This window comes from Pseudomonas sp. Irchel s3f10, assembly GCF_900187515.1.
Classification (GTDB): domain Bacteria; phylum Pseudomonadota; class Gammaproteobacteria; order Pseudomonadales; family Pseudomonadaceae; genus Aquipseudomonas; species Aquipseudomonas tensinigenes.
On record NZ_FYDZ01000011.1, the window covers coordinates 16,043 to 40,579 of the forward strand.

General features: G+C 60.3%; 19 protein-coding genes. 15 read left to right on the forward strand and 4 right to left on the reverse strand.

Going from position 1 to position 24,537, the window contains the following annotated elements; genetic code table 11:
• Positions 1 to 33: 33 nt before the first annotated feature.
• Entirely contained in the window at positions 34 to 978 is a 945-nt protein-coding gene (locus tag CKW17_RS21195) for a GlxA family transcriptional regulator (RefSeq protein ID WP_095121415.1), read from the reverse strand.
• Between the two features lie 192 nt (positions 979 to 1,170).
• Here CKW17_RS21195 and CKW17_RS21200 point away from each other — a divergent pair, with 192 nt between their 5' ends.
• The 6 genes from CKW17_RS21200 to CKW17_RS21225 all read left to right on the forward strand — a co-directional run bounded on the left by CKW17_RS21200 (position 1,171) and on the right by CKW17_RS21225 (position 6,731).
• Positions 1,171 to 2,115, forward strand: coding sequence for a choline ABC transporter substrate-binding protein (locus tag CKW17_RS21200; RefSeq protein WP_095121417.1), 945 nt, complete (start codon positions 1,171 to 1,173; stop codon positions 2,113 to 2,115).
• Positions 2,116 to 2,224: 109 nt separating this feature from the next.
• Positions 2,225 to 3,112 (forward strand): 3-keto-5-aminohexanoate cleavage protein, encoded by an 888-nt coding sequence (locus tag CKW17_RS21205; protein WP_016983621.1) that lies wholly within the window; start codon positions 2,225 to 2,227, stop codon positions 3,110 to 3,112.
• A gap of 152 nt (positions 3,113 to 3,264) precedes the next feature.
• Positions 3,265 to 4,230, forward strand: a complete 966-nt coding sequence (locus tag CKW17_RS21210; RefSeq protein ID WP_095121418.1) for an L-carnitine dehydrogenase — start codon at positions 3,265 to 3,267, stop codon at positions 4,228 to 4,230.
• Positions 4,231 to 4,457: 227 nt separating this feature from the next.
• Positions 4,458 to 4,934 (forward strand): thioesterase family protein, encoded by a 477-nt coding sequence (locus CKW17_RS21215; RefSeq protein WP_095121420.1) that lies wholly within the window; start codon positions 4,458 to 4,460, stop codon positions 4,932 to 4,934.
• Between the two features lie 24 nt (positions 4,935 to 4,958).
• Complete coding sequence (locus CKW17_RS21220; protein ID WP_095121421.1) at positions 4,959 to 6,122, forward strand: gamma-butyrobetaine dioxygenase; 1,164 nt, start codon at positions 4,959 to 4,961, stop codon at positions 6,120 to 6,122.
• 345 nt (positions 6,123 to 6,467) lie between these two features.
• The gene (locus CKW17_RS21225; protein ID WP_016983943.1) at positions 6,468 to 6,731 is read left to right on the forward strand and encodes a hypothetical protein; all 264 of its coding nucleotides are present in this window, start codon (positions 6,468 to 6,470) and stop codon (positions 6,729 to 6,731) included.
• An 88-nt stretch (positions 6,732 to 6,819) separates the two neighbouring features.
• Here CKW17_RS21225 and CKW17_RS21230 read toward each other — a convergent pair whose 3' ends face one another.
• Together CKW17_RS21230 and CKW17_RS21235 are read right to left on the reverse strand one after the other, a co-directional pair.
• A complete protein-coding gene (locus CKW17_RS21230) occupies positions 6,820 to 7,923 on the reverse strand; it encodes a GlxA family transcriptional regulator (protein ID WP_007949927.1) in 1,104 nt (367 codons plus the stop codon).
• 452 nt (positions 7,924 to 8,375) lie between these two features.
• Positions 8,376 to 9,752, reverse strand: coding sequence for an L-serine ammonia-lyase (locus CKW17_RS21235; protein WP_095121423.1), 1,377 nt, complete (start codon positions 9,750 to 9,752; stop codon positions 8,376 to 8,378).
• Positions 9,753 to 10,189: 437 nt separating this feature from the next.
• On the opposite strand from CKW17_RS21235, the gene CKW17_RS21240 reads away from it, so the two are divergent.
• From CKW17_RS21240 to choV, 3 genes are all read left to right on the forward strand, one after another.
• A complete protein-coding gene (locus CKW17_RS21240; RefSeq protein WP_095121425.1) occupies positions 10,190 to 11,137 on the forward strand; it encodes a choline ABC transporter substrate-binding protein in 948 nt (315 codons plus the stop codon).
• 66 nt (positions 11,138 to 11,203) lie between these two features.
• The gene (gene choW / locus CKW17_RS21245; RefSeq protein WP_095121426.1) at positions 11,204 to 12,049 is read left to right on the forward strand and encodes a choline ABC transporter permease subunit; all 846 of its coding nucleotides are present in this window, start codon (positions 11,204 to 11,206) and stop codon (positions 12,047 to 12,049) included.
• A complete protein-coding gene (gene choV, locus CKW17_RS21250) occupies positions 12,046 to 13,224 on the forward strand; it encodes a choline ABC transporter ATP-binding protein (protein ID WP_034153601.1) in 1,179 nt (392 codons plus the stop codon). The genes choW and choV overlap by 4 nt, the downstream gene beginning before the upstream one ends.
• A 226-nt stretch (positions 13,225 to 13,450) precedes the next feature.
• Here choV and betT read toward each other — a convergent pair whose 3' ends face one another.
• Entirely contained in the window at positions 13,451 to 15,448 is a 1,998-nt protein-coding gene (betT, locus tag CKW17_RS21255) for a choline BCCT transporter BetT (RefSeq protein WP_095121428.1), read from the reverse strand.
• Between the two features lie 429 nt (positions 15,449 to 15,877).
• On the opposite strand from betT, the gene betI reads away from it, so the two are divergent.
• The 6 genes from betI to mdtD all read left to right on the forward strand — a co-directional run bounded on the left by betI (position 15,878) and on the right by mdtD (position 24,484).
• Positions 15,878 to 16,471: a transcriptional regulator BetI gene (gene betI / locus CKW17_RS21260; RefSeq protein ID WP_095121429.1), complete on the forward strand. Its 594-nt coding sequence runs from the start codon at positions 15,878 to 15,880 to the stop codon at positions 16,469 to 16,471.
• 88 nt (positions 16,472 to 16,559) lie between these two features.
• Positions 16,560 to 18,032: a betaine-aldehyde dehydrogenase gene (gene betB, locus CKW17_RS21265; protein ID WP_034153603.1), complete on the forward strand. Its 1,473-nt coding sequence runs from the start codon at positions 16,560 to 16,562 to the stop codon at positions 18,030 to 18,032.
• Positions 18,033 to 18,177: 145 nt separating this feature from the next.
• Entirely contained in the window at positions 18,178 to 19,881 is a 1,704-nt protein-coding gene (betA, locus tag CKW17_RS21270) for a choline dehydrogenase (RefSeq protein ID WP_095121431.1), read from the forward strand.
• A 256-nt stretch (positions 19,882 to 20,137) separates the two neighbouring features.
• Entirely contained in the window at positions 20,138 to 21,580 is a 1,443-nt protein-coding gene (locus CKW17_RS21275) for a TldD/PmbA family protein (RefSeq protein WP_095121432.1), read from the forward strand.
• Complete coding sequence (locus CKW17_RS21280) at positions 21,580 to 22,917, forward strand: TldD/PmbA family protein (RefSeq protein ID WP_095121434.1); 1,338 nt, start codon at positions 21,580 to 21,582, stop codon at positions 22,915 to 22,917. Before CKW17_RS21275 ends, CKW17_RS21280 begins: the two co-directional genes overlap by 1 nt.
• A 139-nt stretch (positions 22,918 to 23,056) precedes the next feature.
• Positions 23,057 to 24,484, forward strand: a complete 1,428-nt coding sequence (mdtD, locus tag CKW17_RS21285; protein WP_095121436.1) for a multidrug transporter subunit MdtD — start codon at positions 23,057 to 23,059, stop codon at positions 24,482 to 24,484.
• Positions 24,485 to 24,537: the final 53 nt, after the last annotated feature.

Sequence of the window (24,537 nt, forward strand, 5' to 3'; positions counted from 1 at the left end):
GTAGGAGCTGCCGAAGGCTGCGATCTTTTGATTTTATGCCTGGGCGGTACGCCGGTCTTCGCGCGGGCAGCGCGCAAAGCGTGCACGGTAGCTGCGGGTGAAGTACGACGGTGATTCAAACCCGCAGGCGATGCTGACTTCGAGCACGCTCATGTCGGTCTGGCGCAGTAGCTGCCGGGCCTTTTCCAGTCGCAAGCGCAGATAGAAATTGCTCGGTGTATCGTTCAGATGCAGGCGAAACAAGCGCTCCAGTTGCCGCCGCGTCACCTTGATCGATTCCGCCAGTTGCAGCGTGGTCAGCGGCGGTTCGCTGTGCTGTTCCATCTCGCCAATCACCTGAACCAGTTTCTTGTTGCTGATCCCATAGCGCGTGGCGACTTCCATACGCTGGTGGTCTTTGCGCGGACGAATCCGCCCCAGCACAAACTGCTCGCTGACCTGAATCGCCAGTTGCGGCCCATGGGCCTGGGCGATCAGATCGAGCATTAAATCGATGGACGCGGTGCCGCCCGCTGAAGTGATGCGCCGGCGGTCGATCTCGAACAGCTCCTGGGTCACGCTGAGCTGTGGATAAGATTCCTTGAATGCGTCGATGGCTTCCCAGTGCAGGGTCAGGCGATGGCCATCGAGCAGGCCCGCTTCAGCGAGGACAAAGCTGCCGGTGTCGATGGCACCGAGGGTCACGCCTTCGTTATCCAGCCGCCGCAACCAGTGTTCAAGGGTGGGCGTGGCGAACTTCAGCGGTTCGAACCCGGCCACCACCAACAGCGTCGCGCCTTTCTTCAGCGGTTCCAGCGCCGCATCGGCGTTGACCGACATGCCGTTGCTCGCCAGCACCGCCCCGCCATCAGCGCTCAACACGTGCCAGCGATACAACTCGCCACGAAAGCGGTTGGCCACGCGCAACGGTTCGATCGCGGAGATAAAGCCAATGGCGGAGAACCCGGGCATCAGCAAAAAGTAGAAATCCTGGGACATGTGCGCCCTCGGTCGACGGGTAGCGTGGCTCGTTGATACGCCGATTGTCGTCAGCGTTCAAGCGCACAGGTCGCTACAGTGCAAATGCCAGTCGCCGCAGTGCGCTTTCATGGGCGTATAGCTGCGTAACTTGGCACCACCGGCGCGTCAGACGCCGGGAACCACAATAAACGACCTGCCGAGGAACCCGACATGAAACGACTGATCAGCAGCTGTGTTCTTGCACTCAGCGGTACCGCTTTCTTCAGCGCCAGCGTCATGGCGGCCGAACCCGCCTCATGCCAGAACGTGCGCATGGGCGTGGTCAACTGGACCGACGTGATCGCCACCAGTGCCATGACCCAGGTCCTGCTCGACGGCCTCGGCTACAACACCAAACAAACCAGCGCGTCCCAGCAGATTATCTTCGCCGGGATCCGCGATCAGCGCCTGGACCTGTTCCTCGGTTACTGGAACCCGTTGATGACCCAGACCATCACCCCGTTCGTCGATGCCAATCAGGTCAAAGTCCTCGACGCACCGAGCCTGAAAGATGCCCGCGCCACCCTCGCGGTACCGACTTATCTGGCGGACAAGGGCCTGAAAACCTTTGCCGACATCGCCAAGTTCCAGAAAGAACTGGGCGGCAAGATTTACGGCATCGAGCCAGGCTCGGGCGCCAACACGCAGATCAAGGCAATGATCGCCAAGAACCAGTTCGGTCTCGGCAAATTCCAGTTGGTCGAGTCCAGCGAGGCCGGCATGCTCGCCGCCGTCGACCGCGCCGTGCGCCGCAAAGAGGCCGTGGTGTTCTTCGGCTGGGCGCCGCACCCGATGAACGTCAATGTGAAGATGACTTATCTGACCGGCAGTGAGGACGCCCTCGGCCCGAACGAAGGCATGGCCACGGTGTGGACGGTCACCGCGCCGAAATACGCCGAGCAGTGCCCGAACGTTGGCCGTCTGCTGACCAACCTGACGTTCACCGCCGAAGACGAGAGCCGGATGATGCAGCCGCTGCTCGATCACAAAGACGCTTTCGAATCGGCCAGGCAATGGCTCAAGGATCACCCTGAAGACAAGCAGCGCTGGCTCGAAGGTGTGACCACGTTCGATGGCAAACCGGCTGCGGAAAATCTCCAGCTGACCAGCAAATAACCGCCACCCTCACCCTAGCCCTCTCCCGTTGGGAGAGGGAACTGACCGACGCTTCGCAGCCCCGAAAAAAGCTGCGGACAGACCCATCACGCCTGAAGGAAACCGCACCATGAACCACGACGTCATCATCACCTGCGCACTTACCGGTGCTGGCGACACGACCGCCAAGAGCCCACACGTGCCGGTCACCCCGAAACAAATCGCTGCGGCGGCCGTTGAAGCGGCCAAGGCTGGCGCCACGGTTGTGCACTGCCATGTGCGCGATCCGCAGACCGGCAAGTTCAGCCGTGACGTCGCGCTGTACCGCGAAGTCATGGAGCGCATCCGCGAGGCCGACGTCGACATCATCGTCAACCTCACTGCCGGCATGGGTGGCGACCTGGAAATCGGCGCCGGCGAGAACCCGATGGAGTTTGGCCCGAACACCGATCTGGTCGGCCCGCTGACCCGTCTCGCCCACGTTGAAGAGTTGCTGCCGGAAATCTGCACTCTCGATTGCGGCACGCTGAACTTCGGCGATGGCGACACCATTTATGTCTCCACTCCAGCGCAATTGCGAGCGGGCGCCAAGCGCATCACCGAGCTGGGCGTGAAGGCCGAGCTGGAGATTTTCGACACCGGTCATCTGTGGTTTGCCAAGCAGATGATCAAGGAAGGTTTGCTCGATAACCCGTTGTTCCAGCTGTGTCTGGGGATTCCATGGGGCGCACCGGCAGATACCACGACGATGAAAGCCATGGTCGATAACCTGCCGGCGGATGCGGTGTGGGCCGGGTTCGGCATCGGCCGGATGCAGATGCCGATGGCGGCGCAAGCGGTGCTGCTCGGCGGCAATGTGCGGGTCGGGTTGGAAGACAACCTGTGGCTGGACAAAGGTGTGCTGGCGACCAATGGTCAACTGGTCGAGCGCGCCACCGAAATCCTCAGCCGCCTCGGCGCCCGCGTGCTGACCCCGGCGGAAGGCCGCAAGAAAATGGGCCTGACCCAGCGCGGCTGACCTATCCCCCAAACGAGCCTGACTGGCCCCACTTTTAACCTGTAGGAGCTGCCGAAGGCTGCGATCTTTTGACTTTGATTTTTAGAAGCAAGATCAAAAGATCGCAGCCTTCGGCAGCTCCTACAGGGATCACCTTACTCGGGAAAAATCCAATGAGCTTTATCACCGAAATCAAAACCTTCGCCGCGCTGGGCAGCGGTGTCATCGGCAGCGGCTGGGTCGCGCGCGCCCTCGCCCATGGCCTCGATGTGGTGGCTTGGGACCCGGCGCCCGGCGCCGAAGCGGCGCTGCGCAAACGCGTTGCCAATGCCTGGGGTGCGCTTGAAAAAAACGGTCTGGCGCCGGGCGCGTCGCAGGATCGTCTGCGCTTTGTCACGACCATCGAAGAGTGTGTTCGGGATGCCGATTTCATTCAGGAAAGCGCCCCGGAACGTCTCGAACTGAAACTCGATCTGCACAGTAAAATCAGCGCCGCGGCCAAGCCGAATGCGTTGATCGGCTCGAGCACTTCGGGCCTGTTGCCGAGCGAGTTCTACGAGAGCTCGACGCACCCGGAGCGCTGCGTGGTAGGCCACCCGTTCAACCCGGTTTATCTGCTGCCGTTGGTCGAAGTCGTGGGCGGCAAAAACACCGCGCCGGAAGCCGTACAAGCGGCGATGAAAGTTTACGAATCCCTCGGCATGCGTCCGCTGCATGTGCGCAAGGAAGTGCCCGGATTCATCGCTGACCGCTTGCTTGAAGCGCTGTGGCGTGAGGCGCTGCACTTGGTCAATGACGGTGTCGCGACCACTGGCGAGATAGACGATGCAATCCGTTTTGGCGCTGGTTTACGCTGGTCGTTCATGGGTACGTTCCTGACTTACACCCTGGCCGGGGGTGATGCCGGCATGCGCCACTTCATGTCGCAATTCGGCCCGACGTTGCAGTTGCCGTGGACCTATCTGCCGGCACCGGAGCTGACGGAGAAGTTGATTGATGATGTGGTCGATGGCACCAGTGATCAGCTTGGCCGCCACAGCATTTCGGCGCTGGAGCGCTATCGTGATGATTGTTTGCTGGCGGTTCTGGAGGCGGTGAAGACCACCAAGGAAAAACATGGGATGGCGTTCAGCGAGTGATGGGGTTGGCATGACATCGCTGCCCTCACCCTAGCCCTCTCCCGGGGGGAGAGGGAACTGACCGTGGTGTTTTTGCAAGCTACGCCGACTTGCACTACTGAGTCGAACTCAAGACTTGAAAGACTTGAAGATCTGCTCCCTTTCCCCCTCGCCCCCCTTGGGGGAGAGGGCTGGGGTGAGGGGGTAGCTCTTGATCCTGACGACCCGCCAATTGCCGGAACCCAATCATGCCCAACCTCACCACCTACCAAACCACAATCATCCCCGACTGGGTCGACTACAACGGCCACCTGCGCGACGCCTTCTACCTGCTGATTTTCAGCTACGCCACCGACGCCCTGATGGACCGTCTCGGCATGGACAGCAACAACCGCGAAGCCAGTGGCAACTCGCTGTTCACCCTCGAACTGCACCTCAATTATCTGCACGAAGTGAAACTCGATACCGAGGTGGAAGTACGCACGCAAATCATCGCCCACGACAGCAAACGCCTGCACCTCTATCACAGCCTGCACAAGGTCGGTGATGCGCAGGAGCTGGCCGGCAACGAACAGATGCTGTTGCACGTCGATCTCGCCGGCCCGCGTTCGGCACCGTTCAGCGCGGACACGTTGAGCCGCCTGCAAAGCATCGTCGCCGAGCAGCAAGACCTGCCCGCTCCCGCTTACATCGGCCGCGTTATCGCGCTGCCGCCTGCAAGGTAAATCCATCGATCGCAAGGAGCCGCCATGAACACCGCTGCCGCTGTTGCCGATTTCCGTACTTATCCGTTGATCAGCGCGCTCGGTGGCGTGCAGAGCCTGGCGGATCGTGTTGCCATTGAGTGGGCTGACGGGCGCATCAGCCCGTTTCACCATGTCTGGTTGCGGGACAACTGCCCCTGTCCGCAGTGCGTCTACAACGTCACCCGCGAGCAGGTTTTCGAGAGCGTCGATGCCGCTGAAGACCTCAAGCCTGCCGCCGTGCATATCGACACCGACGGCTGCCTGCGCATTGACTGGCAGGACGGCCACCTCAGCCGCTTCGATCCAGGCTGGTTGCGCGCCCATGCCTACGATGAGCAATCCCGCGCCGAACGCTTGGCCGCCAAACCCAAGCCTTATCTGTGGCGCAGCGATATGCAGTTGCCGGTGTTCGAATACGCGGCACTGATGAACGACAACGCCGCGCTGCTGCAATGGCTGATTGCGGTACGCGACATCGGCCTGACGCAAGTGCGCGGCGTGCCCACCGAACCCGGTTCGCTGAAACTCATCGCGCAACGTATTTCGTTCATCCGCGAAAGCAACTTCGGCGTGCTGTTCAATGTGCAATCCAAGGCCGATGCCGACAGCAATGCCTACACCGCTTTCAACTTGCCATTGCACACGGATCTTCCGACTCGCGAGCTGCAACCGGGGCTGCAATTTCTGCATTGTCTGGTGAATGACGCAAAAGGTGGTGAGAGTATTTTTGTCGACGGGTTTGCGATTGCCGATGCGTTGCGCAGTGAAGACCCGGCGGCGTTTCAGGCGTTGTGCGAAATCCCCGTGGAGTTTCGCAACAAGGATCGTCATAGCGACTATCGCTGTCTGGCGCCGATCATCGCTCTGGATGCTCTGGGACGCGTGGCGGAAATTCGCATGGCAAACTTTCTGCGCGGCGCGTTCGATACGTCAGTGGAGCAAATGCCACGGTTGTATCGGGCTTATCGACGCTTTATCGCGATGACCCGCGAGCCACGGTTTCGGCTGATGCAACGGCTCAACCCCGGTGAGTTGTGGTGCTTTGATAACCGCCGCACATTGCATGCGCGCAATGCGTTTGACCCGGCTACGGGAGGGCGGCATTTTCAGGGCTGCTATGTCGACCGGGATGAGTTGTTGTCGCGGATTCTCGTGTTGCAACGCTAGACCTTAAAAAGATCGCAGCCTTCGGCAGCTCCTACATTGGAATGCGTTCCCTGTAGGAGCTGCCGAAGGCTGCGATCTTTGCTTTTATAAGCAGGCAAAAAAAGCCCCGATACCAGCCGTGACTGGATCGGGGCTCAAGCTACTGTTGAGGAGCTGCCAAGCGAGGGTGACCAAACCTTCGTGTTGCAAGCTGAGTTCAGTGTGCCCACTCCGTTGAGCGGCGAGTTAGCCGAAAACGACCTGTTCATAGCCGTCGCGGCCACGGCGACAAATCGCCCTTGCCGTGCCTCGGCGTGGCTACCAGAATCGAGCCACGACCTCCGTTATTGAAGAAGGATGCGCGTCATGATGTATGCCGATTTGATCGATCAGGAAGATTTGTTGGGCCAGCTCAAGGCGTTGGGTATTCAAGTGCCCAGTGGCACGACCGCCGATCAGGCCTGCGAGTGCGCGGTGCGCGGTCTGGATAATGTGCGCGCGTTTGAACTGCGCAAGATGGTCAAGGACATGTACACCAGCGGCGCCAGTATCCAACCGGCAGTACGCCAGGCGATCGACAAGCAGTTGTTGCCGGCATTGGCGGACTACCAGCAAAGCCATAGCGCCTGACAGCAGATCAAAAGATCGCAGCCTTCGGCAGCTCCTACATTGGAACGCATATCCCTGTAGGAGCTGCCGCAGGCTGCGATCTTTTGCCTTACAGCCTTACGCTGGCAAACGTCGATTCATTGCGCGCCTGACTCAACGCCGACATCGGCCCCGACAGCGGCGACATCACGATTGCCTGTGGCAGTGGCAACATCGCCACTTGCTGGGTGGTGTTGGAACCTACGCGCTCGTCACGCGGCGGAATGCCGAAGTACTCGCGGTAGCACTTGGAGAAGTGCGGCGTCGAGACGAAACCACACACCGACGCCACTTCGATGATCGACATCGGCGTTTGCTTGAGCAACTGCCGGGCGCGGATCAGGCGCAGCTTCAAGTAATAACGCGATGGCGAGCAGTGCAGGTATTTCTGGAACAGCCGCTCCAGCTGTCGACGCGATACCGCGACGTACACTGCCAATTCATCCAGGTCGATCGGCTCTTCCAGATTGGCTTCCATCAGCGCGACGATTTCCTGCAGTTTCGGCTGGTTGGTGCCAAGCATGTGCTTGAGCGGCACGCGCTGGTGATCCTGTTCGTTGCGGATACGTTCGTAGACGAACATTTCCGAGATCGCGGCGGACAGTTCACGGCCGTGATCGCGGCTGATCAGGTGCAGCATCATGTCCAGCGGCGCGGTGCCGCCGGAGCTGGTGAAACGGTTACGGTCGAGGGTGAACAAGCGCGTGCTCATGGCCACGCGCGGGAAAGCTTCCTGCATCGCCGCCAGACATTCCCAGTGCACGCTGCAATCGAAACCGTCGAGCAGGCCGGCGCAAGCCAGTGCCCAGCTGCCGGTGCACACGGCGCCGAGGCGCTTGGACTGACGCGCCTGGCTTTGCAGCCAGGAAACGTGTTCACGGGTCACGGTGCGTTGAATACCGATACCGCCGCAGACAATCACGGTGTCCAGCGGTGGCGCTTTGTGCATGGACGCGTCGGGAGTGATTTGCAGACCGTCACTGGCCCACACCTGGCCGCCATCGACGGTGAGGGTGCTCCAGCGATACAGCTCGCGACCGGACAATTGGTTGGCCATGCGTAGAGGTTCTACTGCGGAGGCCAGAGAAATCAGCGTGAAATTGTCCAGCAGCAGAAAGCCGATGGATTGAGGCGCACGGTTCTGGGGTTGGGCCCCGGAGTTGAACGACGTCATCGCGGTATCTCCTCACACAAAGCGGGTGATGGCCTCAGGCGGAGGCTCTTGTTATTGCCAGCGTTCTCGCGTGGGAGACGGGCTTTGTTATGACAGAGCAATTGCCATGCCTAAAATTGGATGGCCGTTCAATAACTCCTGAAAACGACGTCGCGACGTGTCTATACGAGCCGTCCGACGAGAGGTATTTCGAAGTGCCATTAGCGGCTGGGAAAGCCCTGCCCCGAGGTGTTTGAGCAAATCGGTAGCACTTGTGGGAACTGGCCTGCGCGCGATTGTCGGACAGTGTCACCGCAAGCACGGGTGACGGACGGTAGGGGCGCGGATCGTATGTAACAGGTGGGAAAGACTCTTATCTGTTTGCGACGCGCTAAAAGGTGGCGTGATTTATTGTCTGTGTTCACTTGGTGAGCAGTTTTGACTGGTCTGCTCGCGATGGAGACGACTCGGTCTCAGCACTCAACCGCACTAACCGCCAACCCACCCCGCGATGTCTCCTTATATTTGTCATGCATGTCAGCGCCGGTATCACGCATGGTGCGGATCACCCGGTCCAGCGAAATAAAGTGCTGACCATCGCCACGCAACGCCATCTGCGCCGCGTTGATCGCCTTCACCGCGGCAATCGCATTACGCTCGATGCACGGCACTTGCACCAGGCCGCCGACCGGATCGCAGGTCAGCCCAAGGTTATGTTCCAGGCCAATCTCCGCCGCGTTGCACAATTGCTCCGGCGTAGCGCCAAGAATCTCCGCCAGCCCCGCCGCCGCCATCGCGCACGCTGAACCGACCTCGCCCTGACAGCCAACCTCAGCGCCCGAAATCGAAGCATTCTTCTTGCACAGAATCCCCACCGCCGCCGCACCGAGGAAGTAATCGACCACGTTGGCGTCCGTCACCGCTTCGCTGAACTTCATAAAGTAGTGCAACACCGCCGGAATGATCCCCGCCGCGCCATTGGTCGGCGCCGTGACCATGCGCCCGCCGGCCGCGTTCTCTTCATTCACCGCCAGCGCAAACAGGTTGACCCATTCCATGGCGCTCAACGTCGAGCCGATCACATTGGGCTTGCCCAATTCCTGAAGGCTGCGGTGCAACTTCGCCGCACGCCGCCGCACATTCAAACCGCCGGGCAGGATGCCTTCGTGCTTGAGCCCCTGCTCGACGCAATCCTGCATCGCCCGCCACAGTTTCATTAGCCCAGCGCGGATTTCTTCCTCGCTGCGCCAGACCTTCTCGTTAGCCATCATCAATTCAGCGACGCGCAAGTTGTTCTTCTTGCACAGATCCAGCAGTTCAACCGCGCTGGAAAAGTCATACGGCAATTCAGTGCGATCCAGATCGACGACACCGCTGGAGGCCTGTGCTTCATCAACAACAAAACCGCCACCCACCGAATAATAGGTGTCGCGGTGCAGTTCGCCGTGATCGCCTTCGGCAACAATCGTCATGGCATTGGGGTGGAACGGCAGGTTCTCGTCGATCAGACGCATGTCCCTCGCCCAGACAAACGGCACCGCCAAACGACCATCCAATAACAGTGTGTGAGTTTCACGCAGGGCCTGAATGCGCGGGCCGATCTGCGACGGGTCGATTGCGTCCGGCCACTCGCCCATCAAACCCATGATCACCGCGTTGTCGCTGCCGTGACCAATACCCGTGGCCGACAGCGAACCGAACAGTTGCACCTCTATTCGCCGTACCTGCTCCAGCTGATGCTTGTCCCGTAGCGACTCGACGAACAACGCCGCCGCGCGCATCGGCCCGACGGTGTGGGAACTGGAAGGGCCGATGCCGATTTTGAACAGGTCGAAAACGCTGATAGCCATTGCTGCAGAGCTCCTGAGGATACCGGTCCGGGACGCAAAAGCGCCCGCTGGCGGAGCTGCTACGCTCAAGCTGCGATCCGCCGGAATGCCCGCATCATCAGGCTTTTGTCGGGACGCACGGCGTCTGACACCGACGCACTCATGTCCACCAGCGCCGCGCCGTTTTCGCCCCGGTTTTTCGCCGTTTTTGTGCGGTTCAGATGGCCATTCGGGGCTGAAAAAAGCTGTAAACGACGTCACTGACACTGGATGCGACCATCCCTGTACTGGATACGACCCCCCCTGTAGGCGTCAGATTTTCACTGGTACATGATCGTTATGACTCGATTGCAAGGCGCCGTGACAGAGCTGTCTCCAGAACGCCATCCAACCGCAACCTATAAGTGCGGTGGTCCACAGTCGGAACACTGCCAAAAAAAACACCAAGGAGTCCATCCATGAAAGGTTCCCCGTCGTTGTTGTTGGCCGCCATGCTGAGTCTGCCGTTACTGGCGCAAGCTGCAGAACCGGCACAGTGCAGTACCGTTAACTTCTCCGATGTCGGCTGGACCGACATCACCGCCACCACCGCTACCACCTCCGTCGTGCTCAACGCCCTCGGCTACAAGACCAAGACCACCATGATCTCCGTGCCCGTGACCTACAAGTCGCTGGCAGACGGCAAGAACATGGACGTGTTCCTCGGCAACTGGATGCCGACCATGGAAAACGACATCAAGGCCTACCGCGACGCCGGCACCGTGGAAACCGTGCGCACCAATCTCAAGGGCGCCAAGTACACCCTCGCCGTGCCGCAAGCCCTGTATGACAAAGGTCTGCATGACTTCGCCGACATCGCCAAATTCAAGAAAGAGCTCGACGGCAAGATCTACGGCATCGAGCCTGGCAACGACGGCAACCGCCTGATCCAGAGCATGATCGACAAGGACGCCTTCGGCCTGAAGACCGCCGGTTTCAAAGTCGTCGAATCCTCCGAAGCGGGCATGCTCTCGCAGGTGGATCGCGCGCAAAAACGCGACACAGCGGTGGTCTTCCTCGGCTGGGCGCCACACCCGATGAACAAGCGCTTCAAGATTCAATACCTGACCGGTGGCGATGATTTCTTCGGCCCCGATTTCGGTGCGGCGACCGTGGCGACCAACACCCGCAAGGGTTACGCCACGGAATGCAGCAACGTGGGTCAGTTGCTGAAGAACCTGGAGTTCACCGTCGACATGGAAAGCGAACTGATGGGCAACATCCTCGACGACAAGATGAAGCCTGACGCGGCCGCCAAGGCCTGGCTGAAAAAGAATCCACAAGTGCTCGATACCTGGCTCGCTGGCGTGACCACCATTGACGGTAAACCTGGCCTGGAGGCCGTGAAAGCCAAGATTGCTCAGTAATCGCTTATGCCGGACGGCTGCGGCCGTCCGGGCTGTTTATTTCCTTGCATGCGGACGTTCACTACCATGCTGATTGATCAGAAAATACCTTTAGGCCAGTACATCGCGGGCTTCGTTGAATGGTTGACGCAACACGGCGCCAACACCTTCGACGCAATCGCCGTGACCCTGGAAACGATGATCCACGGCGTGACGTTTGCGCTGACCTGGTTCAACCCACTGGTCTTGATTGGCCTGATTGCAATCATCGCCCATCTGATTCAACGCAAGTGGGGCCTGACCGCGTTTGTGGTCGCCTCCTTCCTGCTGATCCTCAATCTGGGGTACTGGCAGGAAACCATGGAAACCCTCGCCCAGGTCATGTTCGCGACCCTGGTCTGCGTGGTCATCGGCGTGCCGCTGGGCATCGTCGCCGCGCACAAACCGATGTTCTACACTGTCATGCGTCCGGTACTCGATCTGATGCAGACCGTACCGACCTTCGTTTACCTCATTCCTACCCTGACCCTCTTCGGGCTGGGCGTGGTCCCGGGCCTGATCTCCACGGTGGTGTTCGCCATCGCTGCGCCGATCCGCCTGACCTACCTGGGCATCCGCGATGTCCCGCAAGAACTGATGGACGCCGGCAAGGCCTTCGGCTGCTCGCGTCGCCAATTGCTCTCACGGATTGAACTGCCTCACGCCATGCCGAGCATCGCGGCCGGCATCACCCAGTGCATCATGCTGTCGTTGTCGATGGTGGTGATCGCGGCACTGGTAGGCGCTGACGGACTCGGCAAACCGGTGGTCAACGCACTGAACACTGCTGATATCGCTCTGGGCTTCGAAGCGGGCCTGGCGATCGTACTGCTGGCGATCATGCTCGACCGTATCTGCAAACAACCCGACGCCAAAGTAGGGGGTGACGCATGAGCATAATTCGCTTCGAAGACGTCGACGTAATCTTCTCCAAGGATCCACGCGAGGCACTCAAGCTGCTGGATCAGGGCATGACCCGCAACGAGATCCTGAAGAAGACCGGACAGATCGTCGGCGTGGAAAAAGCCACGCTGGACATCAACAAAGGCGAGATCTGCGTGCTGATGGGCCTGTCCGGTTCCGGCAAGTCGAGCCTGCTGCGCTGCATTAACGGCCTCAATACCGTGAGCCGCGGCAAGCTGTTCGTCGAGCATGAAAACCGCCAGATCGACATCGCCTCCTGCACCCCGGCCGAGCTGAAAATGATGCGCACCAAACGCATCGCCATGGTGTTCCAGAAGTTCGCCCTGATGCCGTGGCTGACGGTGCGCGAGAACATCAGTTTCGGTCTGGAAATGCAGGGTCGCCCGGAGAAGGAACGCAAGAAACTCGTCGATGAAAAACTCGAACTGGTTGGCCTGACCCAATGGCGCAACAAGAAGCCTGACGAACTCTCCGGCGGCATGCAGCAGCGCGTTGGTCTGGCGCGGGCGCTGGCGATGGACGCCGATATTCTGCTGATGGACGAACCGTTCTCGGCGCTCGACCCGCTGATCCGTCAGGGTCTGCAGGATGAACTGCTGGAACTGCAACGCAAGCTGAGCAAGACCATCGTGTTCGTGAGTCACGACCTCGACGAGGCGCTCAAATTGGGTAGCCGCATCGCGATCATGAAAGACGGCCGGATCATCCAGTACAGCGTGCCGGAAGAGATCGTGCTGAACCCGGCGGACGATTATGTGCGTACCTTCGTCGCGCACACCAACCCGCTCAATGTGCTCTGCGGCCGCAGCCTGATGCGCACACTGGACAAGTGCAAACGCATCAACGGCTCGGTGTGCCTCGATCCGGGCGGCGATTCCTGGCTGGACCTGGCCGAAGGCAACACCATCAAAGGCGCGCGGCAGAACGGCTCGGTGCTGAACCTGCAGAACTGGGCGCCGGGGCAAGCGGTCGAGGGCCTGGAGCGCAAGCCGACGCTGGTGGACTCGAACATAGGCATGCGCGATGCGCTGCAGATTCGTTATCAGACCGGCAACAAGCTGGTGCTGCACGATGACAATCATGTGGTGGGGATCTTGGGCGACAGCGAGTTGTATCACGCGCTGTTAGGCAAGAACCTCGGTTAAGGCGGGATAAAAAAAGGGATCGCGGTGAGCGATCCCTTTTTTATTGGGTCAGGGAAAAGCCCCTCACCCTAGCCCTCTCCCAGAGGGAGAGGGGACTGACCGTGTTGGACGGTCAAGCTACATCGACCTGAGAAATTGAGTCGAACTCAGGCTTTGAAAAGCCCCCGATCTGCTCCCTTTCCCCCTCTCCCTTGGGGAGAGGGCTGGGGTGAGGGGGCTTTTGACTTTAGCTGTACACCCGGCCAAGGAGCTGCCGATGGCTTTCAAACTGATCAAGCACATCCCGTGTGATCTGATCCTGCGTGAAGCCCATCAGGTCGTAATCCTGGCTGCCGTTGTGCAGATATACCTCAGCGCGGTAGTAACGCTGACGCGCTTCATCGGACTGCGCCGATTCAGTCGGAGTCGCCAGATAGCCATCCAGGCTCACTTCGTAAACGAAAGGGTTGCCCTCTTCCATCTCGACGCGCACGCCCATGCAGCGCTTGGATTTACCCAACAGCGTCTGCACTTCCAGACCCTGCGCACGCATCTGCGCGGTGGCATCTTCCAGCGCCGGGCTGACCTGCTTGTCCATAAAGCGCTGCACCACCGATTGGCTCGGCTGCAGATCCAGTTGCGTCAGACGCTCGCTGAAACCACGACGACCGCGCTCCGCCAGTTGCGCCTGCTCCTGTTCGATCTGCACGTCCTGGCGCATCGCCTTGTGCAGGCCGAACATGAAGAACACCAGCACCACCGAGAACGGCAGACCGGCCAGCACGACCATGGTTTGCATGGCTTCGAAGTTACCGGCAAACAGCAGACCGATGGTCACCAGGGTGATCACCACCGACCAGAAGATCCGCAGCCAGTGCGGCGCATCTTCATCGACGTTACCGCCCTTGCAGGACAGATTCGCCATCATTACCGCGCCGGAGTCGGCCGGGGTCAGAAACAGCACGAAACCGACAAAGATCGACACACCAATGACGACTTTCGATGCCGGGTAGTGTTCAAGCAATTGATAGATCGCCATCGACGGCTGTTCCAGCGCCGTCTTGCCGAGTTCCACCGCGCCATGGTTCATCACCAGGTCCAGTGCCGAGTTACCGAAGATCGACAGCCAGGCCAAGGTGAAGCCCAGTGGAATCAGCAGCACGCCAGCGACCAGTTCACGCACGGTACGACCACGGGAAATACGTGCGATGAACATACCTACGAATGGCGCCCAGGAAATCCACCACGCCCAATAGAACAGAGTCCACAGGCCCATCCAGCGCTCGGACTTGGCGTTGTCGCCTTCGTACACATAAAGGTCGAAGGTTTTCAGCACGATGCCATTGAGGTAGTCACCGATGTTCTGCACAAAGCCGTTGAGCAGGTGCAACGTCGGGCCAAACAACAGCACGAAAATCAACAGACCACTGAACAGTACGATGTTCAGGTTGGACAAACGACGGATGCCGTTTTCCACGCCGGACACGGCAGCGATGGTCGCCACGGTGCTCATCACGATGATCACGATCAACAGGTTGGTGTTGCTGTGCTCCATGCCGAACAGGTTTTCCAGGCCCGAGGACACTTGCAGCGAACCAATCCCCAGGTTCGTCACCAGACCCAGCAGCGTCACGAACATGCCGAAGCCGTCCACCGCGTGACCGGCCGCGCCTTTGACCCAACGCTCGCCCACCAGCGGATACAGCGCCGAACGCAGCGCCAGCGGCTGGTTATGACGATAAGCAAAGTACGCCACCGCCAGACCGACCAGTGCGTAGATCGCCCAGCCGTGCAGGCCCCAGTGCAGGAACGTCAGCTGTACTGCCTGACGCGCGGCCATGTTGCTGGCCGATACGCCTTCCGGCGGATTGAAGTAGTGATCCAGTGGCTCGGACGCGCCGAAGTACAGCAGCGAAATACCGATACCCGACGAGAACAGCATCCCCGCCCAGGCGCCGTAACTGAAATCCGGGGTGTCATCCTTGCTGCCCAGTTTGAGTTTGCCGTACGAGGAAAACGCCAGGCCCACAACAAACACCAGGTAGGCGGCGATCACCACCATGTAGTACCAGCCGAAGCTGCGCGACAACCAGGCCTGAGCGATACCCAACAGTCTGCCGGCCTCTTGCGGGGCGATAATCAGAATGGCGGTCAACAACAGAATCAGCGCGGTAGAGGTGTAAAACACCCAACCGTTGACCGTCACCTTCTCGGGCGGGGTCTTTATAAGCGAGGCAGAACTCATGGCACAAATGCTCCAGGCAGTGCGAGAGAAGAACACAAGGCAACACGGAACCCGACCAATCGGTTAGTTGGCAGCCGACCGGCGGGTGATATAAAGACACCCCGAAAAAAGCCCGAACCTGCCGAAATGGCGCTGCGAATCGCTTTCGTGGCCGAAGGTGGACGGACGTTCATCCGAAACCTGGCCGTGAGCGTCTTGCCCTTTCAACACGTCCATCGAATCGCGAACCGCGCCATGCCCCACGCAGGTTTCGAGCTGTTTCGGATGTCGGTTTTATCGCCACTTACACGTAGGAAAAATCTGTAGGCAGCGACGATTTGTCGCAGATCTTATTCTTTGTTGATTGAACGTTCAATCAAAACAAAATAGACTGGCCGTCAATCCGATAGGCGTGATTCGCCGCTCGGAAGGCCTAAGGAGATGTGCAAGATGCCCAAGGTCGGTATGCAACCCATCCGCCGCCAACAACTGATCGAAGCCACTTTGCAGGCGGTCGATCAGGTCGGAATGGGGGACGCCAGCATTGCGCTGATCGCCCGTTTGGCCGGTGTCTCGAATGGCATCATCAGTCATTACTTTCAGGACAAGAACGGCCTGATTGCCGCCACGATGCGGTATCTGATGACCGCCCTCAGCGAGAGCGTCACCGCGCGCCGTCAGGCGCTGGCAGATGACAGCCCACGGGCGCATCTGCAGGTGATCATCGAAGGCAACTTCGACGCCAGCCAGGTCAATGGCCCGGCAATGAAAACCTGGCTGGCCTTTTGGGCCACCAGCATGCACCAGCCGTCTTTGCACAGGTTGCAGCGGATCAACGATCACCGTCTGTATTCCAACCTGTGCTGCCAGTTCCGCCGTGTGCTGTCGCTCGAAGATGCGCGCAGCGCCGCACGAGGACTGGCAGCGTTGATTGACGGCTTGTGGTTGCGCGGCGCTTTGTCGGGAGACGCTTTCGACACGGCGCAGGCGCAACAGATCGCTTACGAATACATGGATTTCCAATTGGCCAAGCAGGTGAGCTAGAGCACACAGAAAACGCTCGGCCCCTGAATGCCACCGCAGCCTCACCGCGGTGGTCAACGCCAACCACCAATGCACTTGCGAGGACACTATGGCCCGTTTCGAACTGCAAAAACTTTACATCGATGGCGCGTACTCCGACGCCGGCAGCGATGCCACCTTCGAAGCCATCAACCCGGCTAACGGTGAAGTCCTCGCACTGGTGCAACGTGCGACCAAGGAAGACGTCGAGCGCGCCGTGGTCAGCGCCGAAAAGGGCCAGAAAATCTGGGCCGCGATGACCGCCATGGAGCGTTCGCGCATCCTGCGTCGCGCCGTCGACATCCTGCGCGAGCGCAACGATGAACTGGCCGCGCTGGAAACCCTGGATACCGGTAAATCCTTCTCCGAAACCAAGTACGTCGACATCGTTACTGGCGCTGACGTGCTGGAATACTATGCAGGCCTGGTGCCCGCCATCGAAGGCGAGCAGATCCCGCTGCGTGACACTTCTTTCGTCTACACCCGTCGCGAGCCGCTGGGCGTGGTTGCCGGCATCGGCGCGTGGAACTACCCGATCCAGATCGCGCTGTGGAAATCCGCACCAGCCCTGGCGGCCGGTAACGCGATGATCTTCAAGCCAAGCGAAGTCACCTCGCTGACCACCCTGAAACTGGCCGAGATCTACACCGAAGCCGGCGTTCCAAACGGTGTGTTCAACGTGCTCACCGGCAGCGGCCGTGAAGTCGGCACCTGGCTGACCGAGCACCCGCGCATCGAAAAAATCTCCTTCACCGGCGGCACCGACACCGGCAAGAAAGTCATGGCCAGCGCTTCGGCTTCGTCGCTGAAAGACGTGACCATGGAACTGGGCGGCAAGTCCCCGCTGATCATCTGCGACGACGCCGATCTCGATCGCGCTGCCGACACCGCGATGATGGCCAACTTCTACAGCTCCGGTCAGGTCTGCACCAACGGCACTCGCGTGTTCGTTCCGGCGCACCTGAAAGCCGCTTTCGAAGCCAAGATCGTTGAGCGCGTTGCACGCATCCGCGTTGGCAACCCGGAAGACGAAAACACCAACTTCGGTCCGCTGGTCAGCTTCGCGCACATGGAAAGCGTGCTGGGCTACATCGCCAAGGGCAAAGAGCAAGGCGCTCGCGTGCTGTGCGGCGGCGATCGTCTGACCGACGGCGAATTCGCCAAAGGCGCATTCGTGGCGCCGACCGTGTTCACCGATTGCACCGACGACATGACCATCGTTCGTGAAGAAATCTTTGGCCCAGTGATGGCGATCCTCTCCTATGAAACCGAAGAAGAAGTGATCCGCCGCGCCAACGACACCGACTTCGGCCTGGCCGCCGGTATCGTCACCAAAGACCTGAACCGCGCCCACCGCGTGATTCATCAACTCGAAGCCGGTATCTGCTGGATCAACGCCTGGGGCGAGTCCGACGCAAAAATGCCGGTTGGCGGTTACAAGCAGTCGGGTGTGGGTCGTGAAAACGGGATCAGCTCTCTGAATAACTTCACGCGCATCAAGTCCGTGCAAGTCGAACTGGGTGAGTACGTTTCGGTATTTTGATTAGCTGATCAGCTACGAGCGGCAAGTTTCAAGCTGCAAGTAAAAGCAGTTTGGGGGTTGCCGCACTCCCCGATTTCGAAGCCACCGCTCGCTGCTTTTTCTTGCAGCTTGAAGCTTGTGACTTGTAGCTCCCTCAGGAGAACTTATGACTCAAGAATACGACTACATCATCATAGGGGCCGGCTCTGCAGGTAACACACTTGCGACCCGTCTGACTGAAGACGCTGGCGTCACCGTTCTGCTGCTCGAAGCAGGCGGCCCGGACTATCGTCTCGACTTCCGCACGCAAATGCCGGCTGCTCTGGCGTTCCCGCTGCAAGGTCGTCGCTACAACTGGGCGTACGAAACCGATCCAGAGCCACACATGGACGGTCGCCGGATGGAATGCGGTCGCGGCAAAGGCCTTGGCGGTTCTTCGCTGATCAACGGCATGTGCTACATCCGCGGTAACGCCATGGACTACGACGGCTGGGCGAAACTGCCAGGTCTGGAAAACTGGTCGTACCTCGACTGCCTGCCGTACTTCCGCAAAGCCGAAACCCGCGACATCGGCCCGAACGATTACCACGGTGGCGAAGGCCCGGTCAGCGTGACCACGCCGAAGGCGGGCAACAACCCGCTGTTCCACGCCATGGTTGAAGCTGGCGTACAGGCCGGTTATCCGCGCACCGAAGACTTGAACGGTTACCAGCAGGAAGGCTTCGGCCCGATGGACCGCACCGTGACGCCGAACGGCCGTCGTGCTTCCACCGCCCGTGGCTACCTCGACACCGCGAAAAAGCGTTCGACCCTGACCATCGTCACTCACGCCCTGACCGACAAGATTCTGTTCGAAGGCAAGCGTGCGGTTGGCGTGCGTTACCTGGTCGGCGACGCCGAAGAGCGCGTTGAAGTCAAAGCGCGCAAAGAAGTCCTGCTGTGCTCCGGCGCCATCGCTTCGCCGCAGATTCTGCAGCGCTCCGGTGTCGGCCCTGCCGAACTGCTGAAGTCGCTCGACATCCCGGTCGTTCACGACCTGCCGGGCGTCGGTGAAAACCTGCAGGATCACCTTGAGCTGTACCTGCAATACGCGTGCACTCAGCCGGTTTCGCTGTACCCGTCGCTGCTCTGGTACAACCAGCCAGCCATCGGTGCCGAGTGGCTGTTCAACGGCACCGGCATCGGCGCCAGCAACCAGTTCGAAGCCGGCGGTTTCATCCGTTCGCGTCCGGAATTCGAATGGCCGAACATTCAGTACCACTTCCTGCCGGTAGCGATTAACTACAACGGCAGCAACGGTGTGAAAGAGCACGGTTTCCAGGCGCACATGGGTTCCATGCGCTCGCCAAGCCGTGGTCGCATCCAGGCCAAGTCGAAAGACCCGCGCCAGCACCCGAGCATCCTGTTCAACTACATGGCCACTGAGCAAGACTGGCAGGAATTCCGCGACGGTATCCGCCTGACCCGTGAAATCATGCAACAGCCTGCGCTGGACGCTTTCCGTGGCCGCGAAATCAGCCCGGGCATCGAAGTGCAAACCGATGAGCAGCTGGACAAGTTCATCCGCGAGCACGCCGAAACCGCGTTCCACCCGTCCTGCTCGTGCAAGATGGGCACCGACGAGATGGCCGTAGTGGATGGCGAAGGTCGCGTGCACGGCATGCAGAGCCTGCGTGTGGTCGATGCCTCGATCATGCCGATCATCACCACCGGCAACCTCAACGCGCCGACGATCATGATCGCCGAGAAAATCGCCGACAAGATCCGTGGCCGCCAGCCGCTGCCGCGTAGCACCGCTGCTTACTATGTAGCGGGCGATGCGCCGGTGAAGGGCAAGCCGATGCGTGATATCACCCCGGCTGCTCAGTAGCCTGAAGTGATCGTTCCCACGCTCTGCGTGGGAATGCATCCCGTGACGCTCTGCGTCACACAGCGGACGCAGAGCGTCCATGGCGGCGTTCCCACGCAGAGCGTGGGAACGATCTCCTGCCTCGCACAGTAAATCCCCCTACACCCCCTCTTCACTTGATCCTACCCCCACGCAGGCCTACTCTAGACCTCGCGCAACCGTTTCACCCCCTCCCCGCCGCTGCTCTACCGCTTCCCCCTGACAAGGAGGTTCCCGAATGTTCGATTTCCACCCCCAGCTCAAGCAGCGCTTCGCTGCCTTGCGCACGGGCGCTGAGTTCTTTTCCCTGCGATACGTACGCGAATCCGGGCAGTACCTGTCGGTGCGTAAAAACGTCGCCGAACCGCCGAGCCTGAGCCGTGACGAAGGGGCGATGCTTACCGTGCGCGTCAACGGCGTTGAGGCCTACGCGGCAACCAACGACCTCTCGCAACAAGGTCTGCAAGCCGCCCTCGAACGCGCCGAGCTGCAAGCGCGCCGGCTCAAGCCGCACGCCTTGCTCGACCTGCGCGATCAGCCAGTGTCCAGCGATCGCGCTGATTACTTTTCGCCCAATCTCGACCAACCCTTCCCGTCCCTGAGCGAATGCTTTGAGTTGCTCGGTGCGGAATCCGCCTCGGTGCCAAAGGATGAGCGCCTGGTGAATTGGCAGGTGAGCATTGGCATTACCCACGTCGAACAGATCTACCTGAGCAGCGCCGGGGCCGAGTTGCGTCAGGCTCAGCGTTTCGTCTATCCAGGCCTCGACGTCACCGCCTACGACGGCAACGACAGCCAGACCCGCAGCCTCGGCCGCGAGAACTTCGGCCAACAGGGCGGCGCGGACGTGATCAGCCGTTGCGGTTTGATCGGTGCCGGCCCGCAAGTCGCCGACCAGGCATTGCAACTGCTGCTCGCGCCGAACACCCCGCAAGGCCCGCGCGACTTGCTGTTGATGCCGGACCAGATGATGCTGCAGATCCACGAATCCATCGGCCACCCGCTGGAACTCGACCGCATCCTCGGTGATGAGCGCAATTACGCCGGCACCAGTTTCGTCAAAGCCAGCGACTTCGGCAGCCTGCAATACGGCTCGAAACTACTCAACGTGACCTTCGATCCGGGCATTCCCGAAGAACTCGCCAGCTACGGTCATGACGACGACGGCAGCAAGGCCAGCAAACAATTCCTGATTCGCGATGGCCTGTTGTTGCGTCCGCTGGGCGGGGCGCTGTCGCAGTTCCGCGCCGGTCTCGACGGCGTTGCCAACAGTCGCGCCTGCGGCTGGAACCGGCCGCCGATCGACCGCATGGCCAACCTCAATATCGAGCCGGGCGATCAGCCACTGAACAAACTGATCGAAGGCATCGAGAACGGCATTCTGATGAGCACCAACCGTTCTTGGTCAATCGACGATGCGCGCAACAAATTCCAGTTCGGCTGTGAATGGGGCCAGTTGATCGAAAACGGTGAACTGAAAGGCGTGGTAAAAAACCCGAACTACCGGGCGATTTCCGCACATTTCTGGAAAAGCCTGCGCGCCGTCGGCGACGCCAACACCGTCAAGGTGCTGGGCACGCCGAACTGCGGCAAGGGCGAACCGAACCAGGTGATCCGCGTCGGCCACGCTTCGCCGGCCTGCGTATTCAGCAACGTTGATGTGTTTGGGGGAGACGCCTGATGAGCATTTCGAAGAGTCAGTCCGACGCCTTCAAGGTCATGGTCGAGTGGCTGCGCGACAGCGTGCGCGAGCCGGAACAGTTCACCCTTAGCTATGCCGCCGAATCCTCGGCGTTTGTGCGTTTCAACCACGCCAAGGTGCGTCAGGCCGGGCAAGTGCAGCAGGCCAATATCGTCCTGAAGCTGATTAACGATGGGCGTCACGCCGACCTGCAAGTCACCCTGTCCGGTGATCAGGAAGGCGATCTGCAACGGCTTGCCGAAGGTCTGCAACAACTGCGCGAAACCCTGCCGTTGCTGCCGCAGGATCCGTACCTGCTGCTCAATCACAACGGCTGGCAGAGTCAGAATGTGCAGGAGCATCCGCTGCCGGATACCGAACAGGTTGTCGATGAAATCTGTGCCGCTGCCGAAGGTCTGGATCTGGTCGGCTTTTATGCTGCCGGCCCGATCAGCCGTGGTTTCGCCAGTTCTTCAGGCGCATTTGGCTGGCATCAGGCCAACAGCTTCAACTTCGACTTCAGCCTGTTCCACGACAACGGCGAAGCAGTGAAGGCCAGCTACGCCGGGCACGACTGGAGCAGCGAAGGTTTCTCCAAGCGCTTCGGTCAGGCACGCGAGCAACTGGAGTTTCTCGGCCGCCCACTGCGCACCTTGGCGCCGGGGCAGTACCGAGCCTATCTGGCACCGGCGGCGCTGGAAGAAATCATGGGCATGCTGAGCTGGGGCGGTTTCTCGGCGCAGTCGATTGCCAGCAAAAGCAGCCCGTTGCAGAAGCTGTATGTCGGCGATCAGGCGTTCAGCCCGCTGGTGTCGCTGGATGAGAAAGTCAGTGAATCGTTGAGCCCGGCGTTTTCCGGCGAAGGCTACCCGCGCAGCGATCTGCGTCTGATCGTCGAAGGCAAAGCGGGCGATCAACTGGTCGGTTCGCGCAGTGCAGCGGAATATGGTCTGGCCGCCAACGGCGCCGGTGGCGGTGAAATGCCAAGTGCGTTGAACATGGCGGCGGGCGATCTGTCGCAAGCAGAGATCCTCAAGCAGTTGGGCACCGGGCTGTATATCAGCAACCTGTGGTACCTGAACTACTCGGATCAACCGGCGGCACGCATGACCGGCATGACCCGTTTCGCGACCTTCTGGGTCGAGAACGGCGAGATTCAGGCGCCGGTCAGCACCATGCGCTTTGACGACAGCGCCTACAGCCTGCTCGGTTCGCAGCTGGAAGCGTTGACCGCCGAGCGCGAGTTGCTGCTGTCGGCGAGTACGTACAGCCAGCGCAATACCTCGTCGGCGTTACTGCCGGGGGCGCTGGTCAGCCGACTCACGCTCACCCTCTGACAGCGATCGTTCCCACGCTCTGCGTGGGAATGCAGCCCGGGACGCTCTGCGTCCCAGCCAAAAGCGGACGCGGAGCGTCCGTTGAGGCATTCCCACGCAGAGCGTGGGAACGATCATCAAACAGACAACAAGAGGTTCCATGCCCAACCGCCCGCCTCTCGACGCCATCACCGCCCGCTGGTTGCCGTGGGTCGTCGCCATCGCTTTCTTCATGCAGTCCCTCGACGGGACCATTCTCAACACCGCCCTGCCGGCCATGGCTCGCGATCTGGCCGAAGACCCGTTGCGCATGCAAGGCGTGATCATCGCCTACATGCTCACCGTGGCCTTGTTGATCCCGGCTTCGGGCTGGATCGCCGACCGCTTCGGCACCAAGAAAATCTTCTTCGGCGCGATTCTGCTGTTCAGTTTCGGCTCGCTGCTCTGCGCCTTGTCGAGCAGCCTGAGCATGCTGATTGGCGCCCGGGTCATTCAGGGCCTGGGCGGTGCGCTGATGCTGCCCGTCGGGAGGCTAGTGGTGCTGCGCGCTTATCCACGATCCGAGCTGGTGCGGATCATGGGTTTCATCACCATTCCCGGCCTGCTCGGCCCGTTGATCGGCCCGACCATGGGCGGCTGGATGGTCGAATACCTGACGTGGCACTGGATCTTCCTGATCAACCTGCCGGTCGGCGTCATCGGTTGCTACGCGGTGTGGAAATTCATTCCCGACCTGCGCGGCACCGAGCGCACGCGCTTCGATAGTCTGGGTTTCCTGCTGTTCGGCGCGGCGATGATCCTGATCACCATCGCCATGGAAGGTCTCGGCGAATTGCACTTGCCGCACCTGCGCGTGATGTTGCTGCTGTTCGGCGGCATGGCCTGTCTGGCGGCGTACTGGTTGCGCGCCGGGCACATCGAAAACCCGCTGTTCGCACCGTCGTTGTTCAAGACCCGCACCTTTGCCGTCGGCATTCTCGGCAACCTCTTTGCCCGCTTGGGCAGCGGTGCTCTGCCATTTCTGGTGCCGCTGCTGCTGCAAGTGGCGCTGGGCTATTCACCGTCGCAGGCGGGGATGAGCATGCTGCCGCTGGCGGCGGCGGCGATGATCGCCAAGTGGGTGGCGCGACCGCTGATCGAACGGCTCGGCTATCGCATCGTCCTCACCGGCAACACCCTAGCGCTGGGGATCATGCTGGCGAGCATGGGCCTGGTCAGCGAGCAGACGCCGTACTGGCTGCTGCTGTGTCTGCTGGCGATTCTCGGCGCGATCAACTCGCTGCAATTCACCGCGATGAACACGGTGACTCTGATCGACCTCGACGACGCCAGCGCCAGCAGCGGCAACAGCTTGCTCTCGGTGGTGGCGCAGTTGTCGCTGAGTCTCGGGGTGGCGTGCGCCGGTGCGTTGCTCGGCGGGTTTACAGCAGAGGTCGGTAACGATGGCGTCGAGACCGTGCTCGGTGCGTTCCAGCTGACCTTCGTCACCGTCGGCATCATGGCGATGCTTGCCGCGACGATCTTCTCGCAACTGTCGAAGGAAGACGGCCGCCGCGCCAAACGCCCGGAAGAACACATCGAACATTAACCACTGTTCGTCCAGAACTTTCGAAGAAAGTGGCACGGGGCTGCTACACTGCG

What these genes read in the sequence shown, in the direction of transcription:
- betI (WP_095121429.1), top strand. Translation starts at nt 15,878, where the DNA reads ATGCCCAAGGTCGGTATGCAACCCATCCGCCGCCAACAACTGATCGAA.
- CKW17_RS21210 (WP_095121418.1), top strand. Translation starts at nt 3,265, where the DNA reads ATGAGCTTTATCACCGAAATCAAAACCTTCGCCGCGCTGGGCAGCGGT.
- choV (WP_034153601.1), top strand. Translation starts at nt 12,046, where the DNA reads ATGAGCATAATTCGCTTCGAAGACGTCGACGTAATCTTCTCCAAGGAT.
- betA (WP_095121431.1), top strand. Translation starts at nt 18,178, where the DNA reads ATGACTCAAGAATACGACTACATCATCATAGGGGCCGGCTCTGCAGGT.
- choW (WP_095121426.1), top strand. Translation starts at nt 11,204, where the DNA reads ATGCTGATTGATCAGAAAATACCTTTAGGCCAGTACATCGCGGGCTTC.
- CKW17_RS21220 (WP_095121421.1), top strand. Translation starts at nt 4,959, where the DNA reads ATGAACACCGCTGCCGCTGTTGCCGATTTCCGTACTTATCCGTTGATC.
- betB (WP_034153603.1), top strand. Translation starts at nt 16,560, where the DNA reads ATGGCCCGTTTCGAACTGCAAAAACTTTACATCGATGGCGCGTACTCC.
- CKW17_RS21195 (WP_095121415.1), bottom strand. Translation starts at nt 978, where the DNA reads ATGTCCCAGGATTTCTACTTTTTGCTGATGCCCGGGTTCTCCGCCATT.
- CKW17_RS21215 (WP_095121420.1), top strand. Translation starts at nt 4,458, where the DNA reads ATGCCCAACCTCACCACCTACCAAACCACAATCATCCCCGACTGGGTC.
- CKW17_RS21200 (WP_095121417.1), top strand. Translation starts at nt 1,171, where the DNA reads ATGAAACGACTGATCAGCAGCTGTGTTCTTGCACTCAGCGGTACCGCT.
- CKW17_RS21275 (WP_095121432.1), top strand. Translation starts at nt 20,138, where the DNA reads ATGTTCGATTTCCACCCCCAGCTCAAGCAGCGCTTCGCTGCCTTGCGC.
- CKW17_RS21235 (WP_095121423.1), bottom strand. Translation starts at nt 9,752, where the DNA reads ATGGCTATCAGCGTTTTCGACCTGTTCAAAATCGGCATCGGCCCTTCC.
- CKW17_RS21230 (WP_007949927.1), bottom strand. Translation starts at nt 7,923, where the DNA reads ATGACGTCGTTCAACTCCGGGGCCCAACCCCAGAACCGTGCGCCTCAA.
- betT (WP_095121428.1), bottom strand. Translation starts at nt 15,448, where the DNA reads ATGAGTTCTGCCTCGCTTATAAAGACCCCGCCCGAGAAGGTGACGGTC.
- CKW17_RS21240 (WP_095121425.1), top strand. Translation starts at nt 10,190, where the DNA reads ATGAAAGGTTCCCCGTCGTTGTTGTTGGCCGCCATGCTGAGTCTGCCG.
- CKW17_RS21205 (WP_016983621.1), top strand. Translation starts at nt 2,225, where the DNA reads ATGAACCACGACGTCATCATCACCTGCGCACTTACCGGTGCTGGCGAC.
- CKW17_RS21280 (WP_095121434.1), top strand. Translation starts at nt 21,580, where the DNA reads ATGAGCATTTCGAAGAGTCAGTCCGACGCCTTCAAGGTCATGGTCGAG.
- mdtD (WP_095121436.1), top strand. Translation starts at nt 23,057, where the DNA reads ATGCCCAACCGCCCGCCTCTCGACGCCATCACCGCCCGCTGGTTGCCG.
- CKW17_RS21225 (WP_016983943.1), top strand. Translation starts at nt 6,468, where the DNA reads ATGATGTATGCCGATTTGATCGATCAGGAAGATTTGTTGGGCCAGCTC.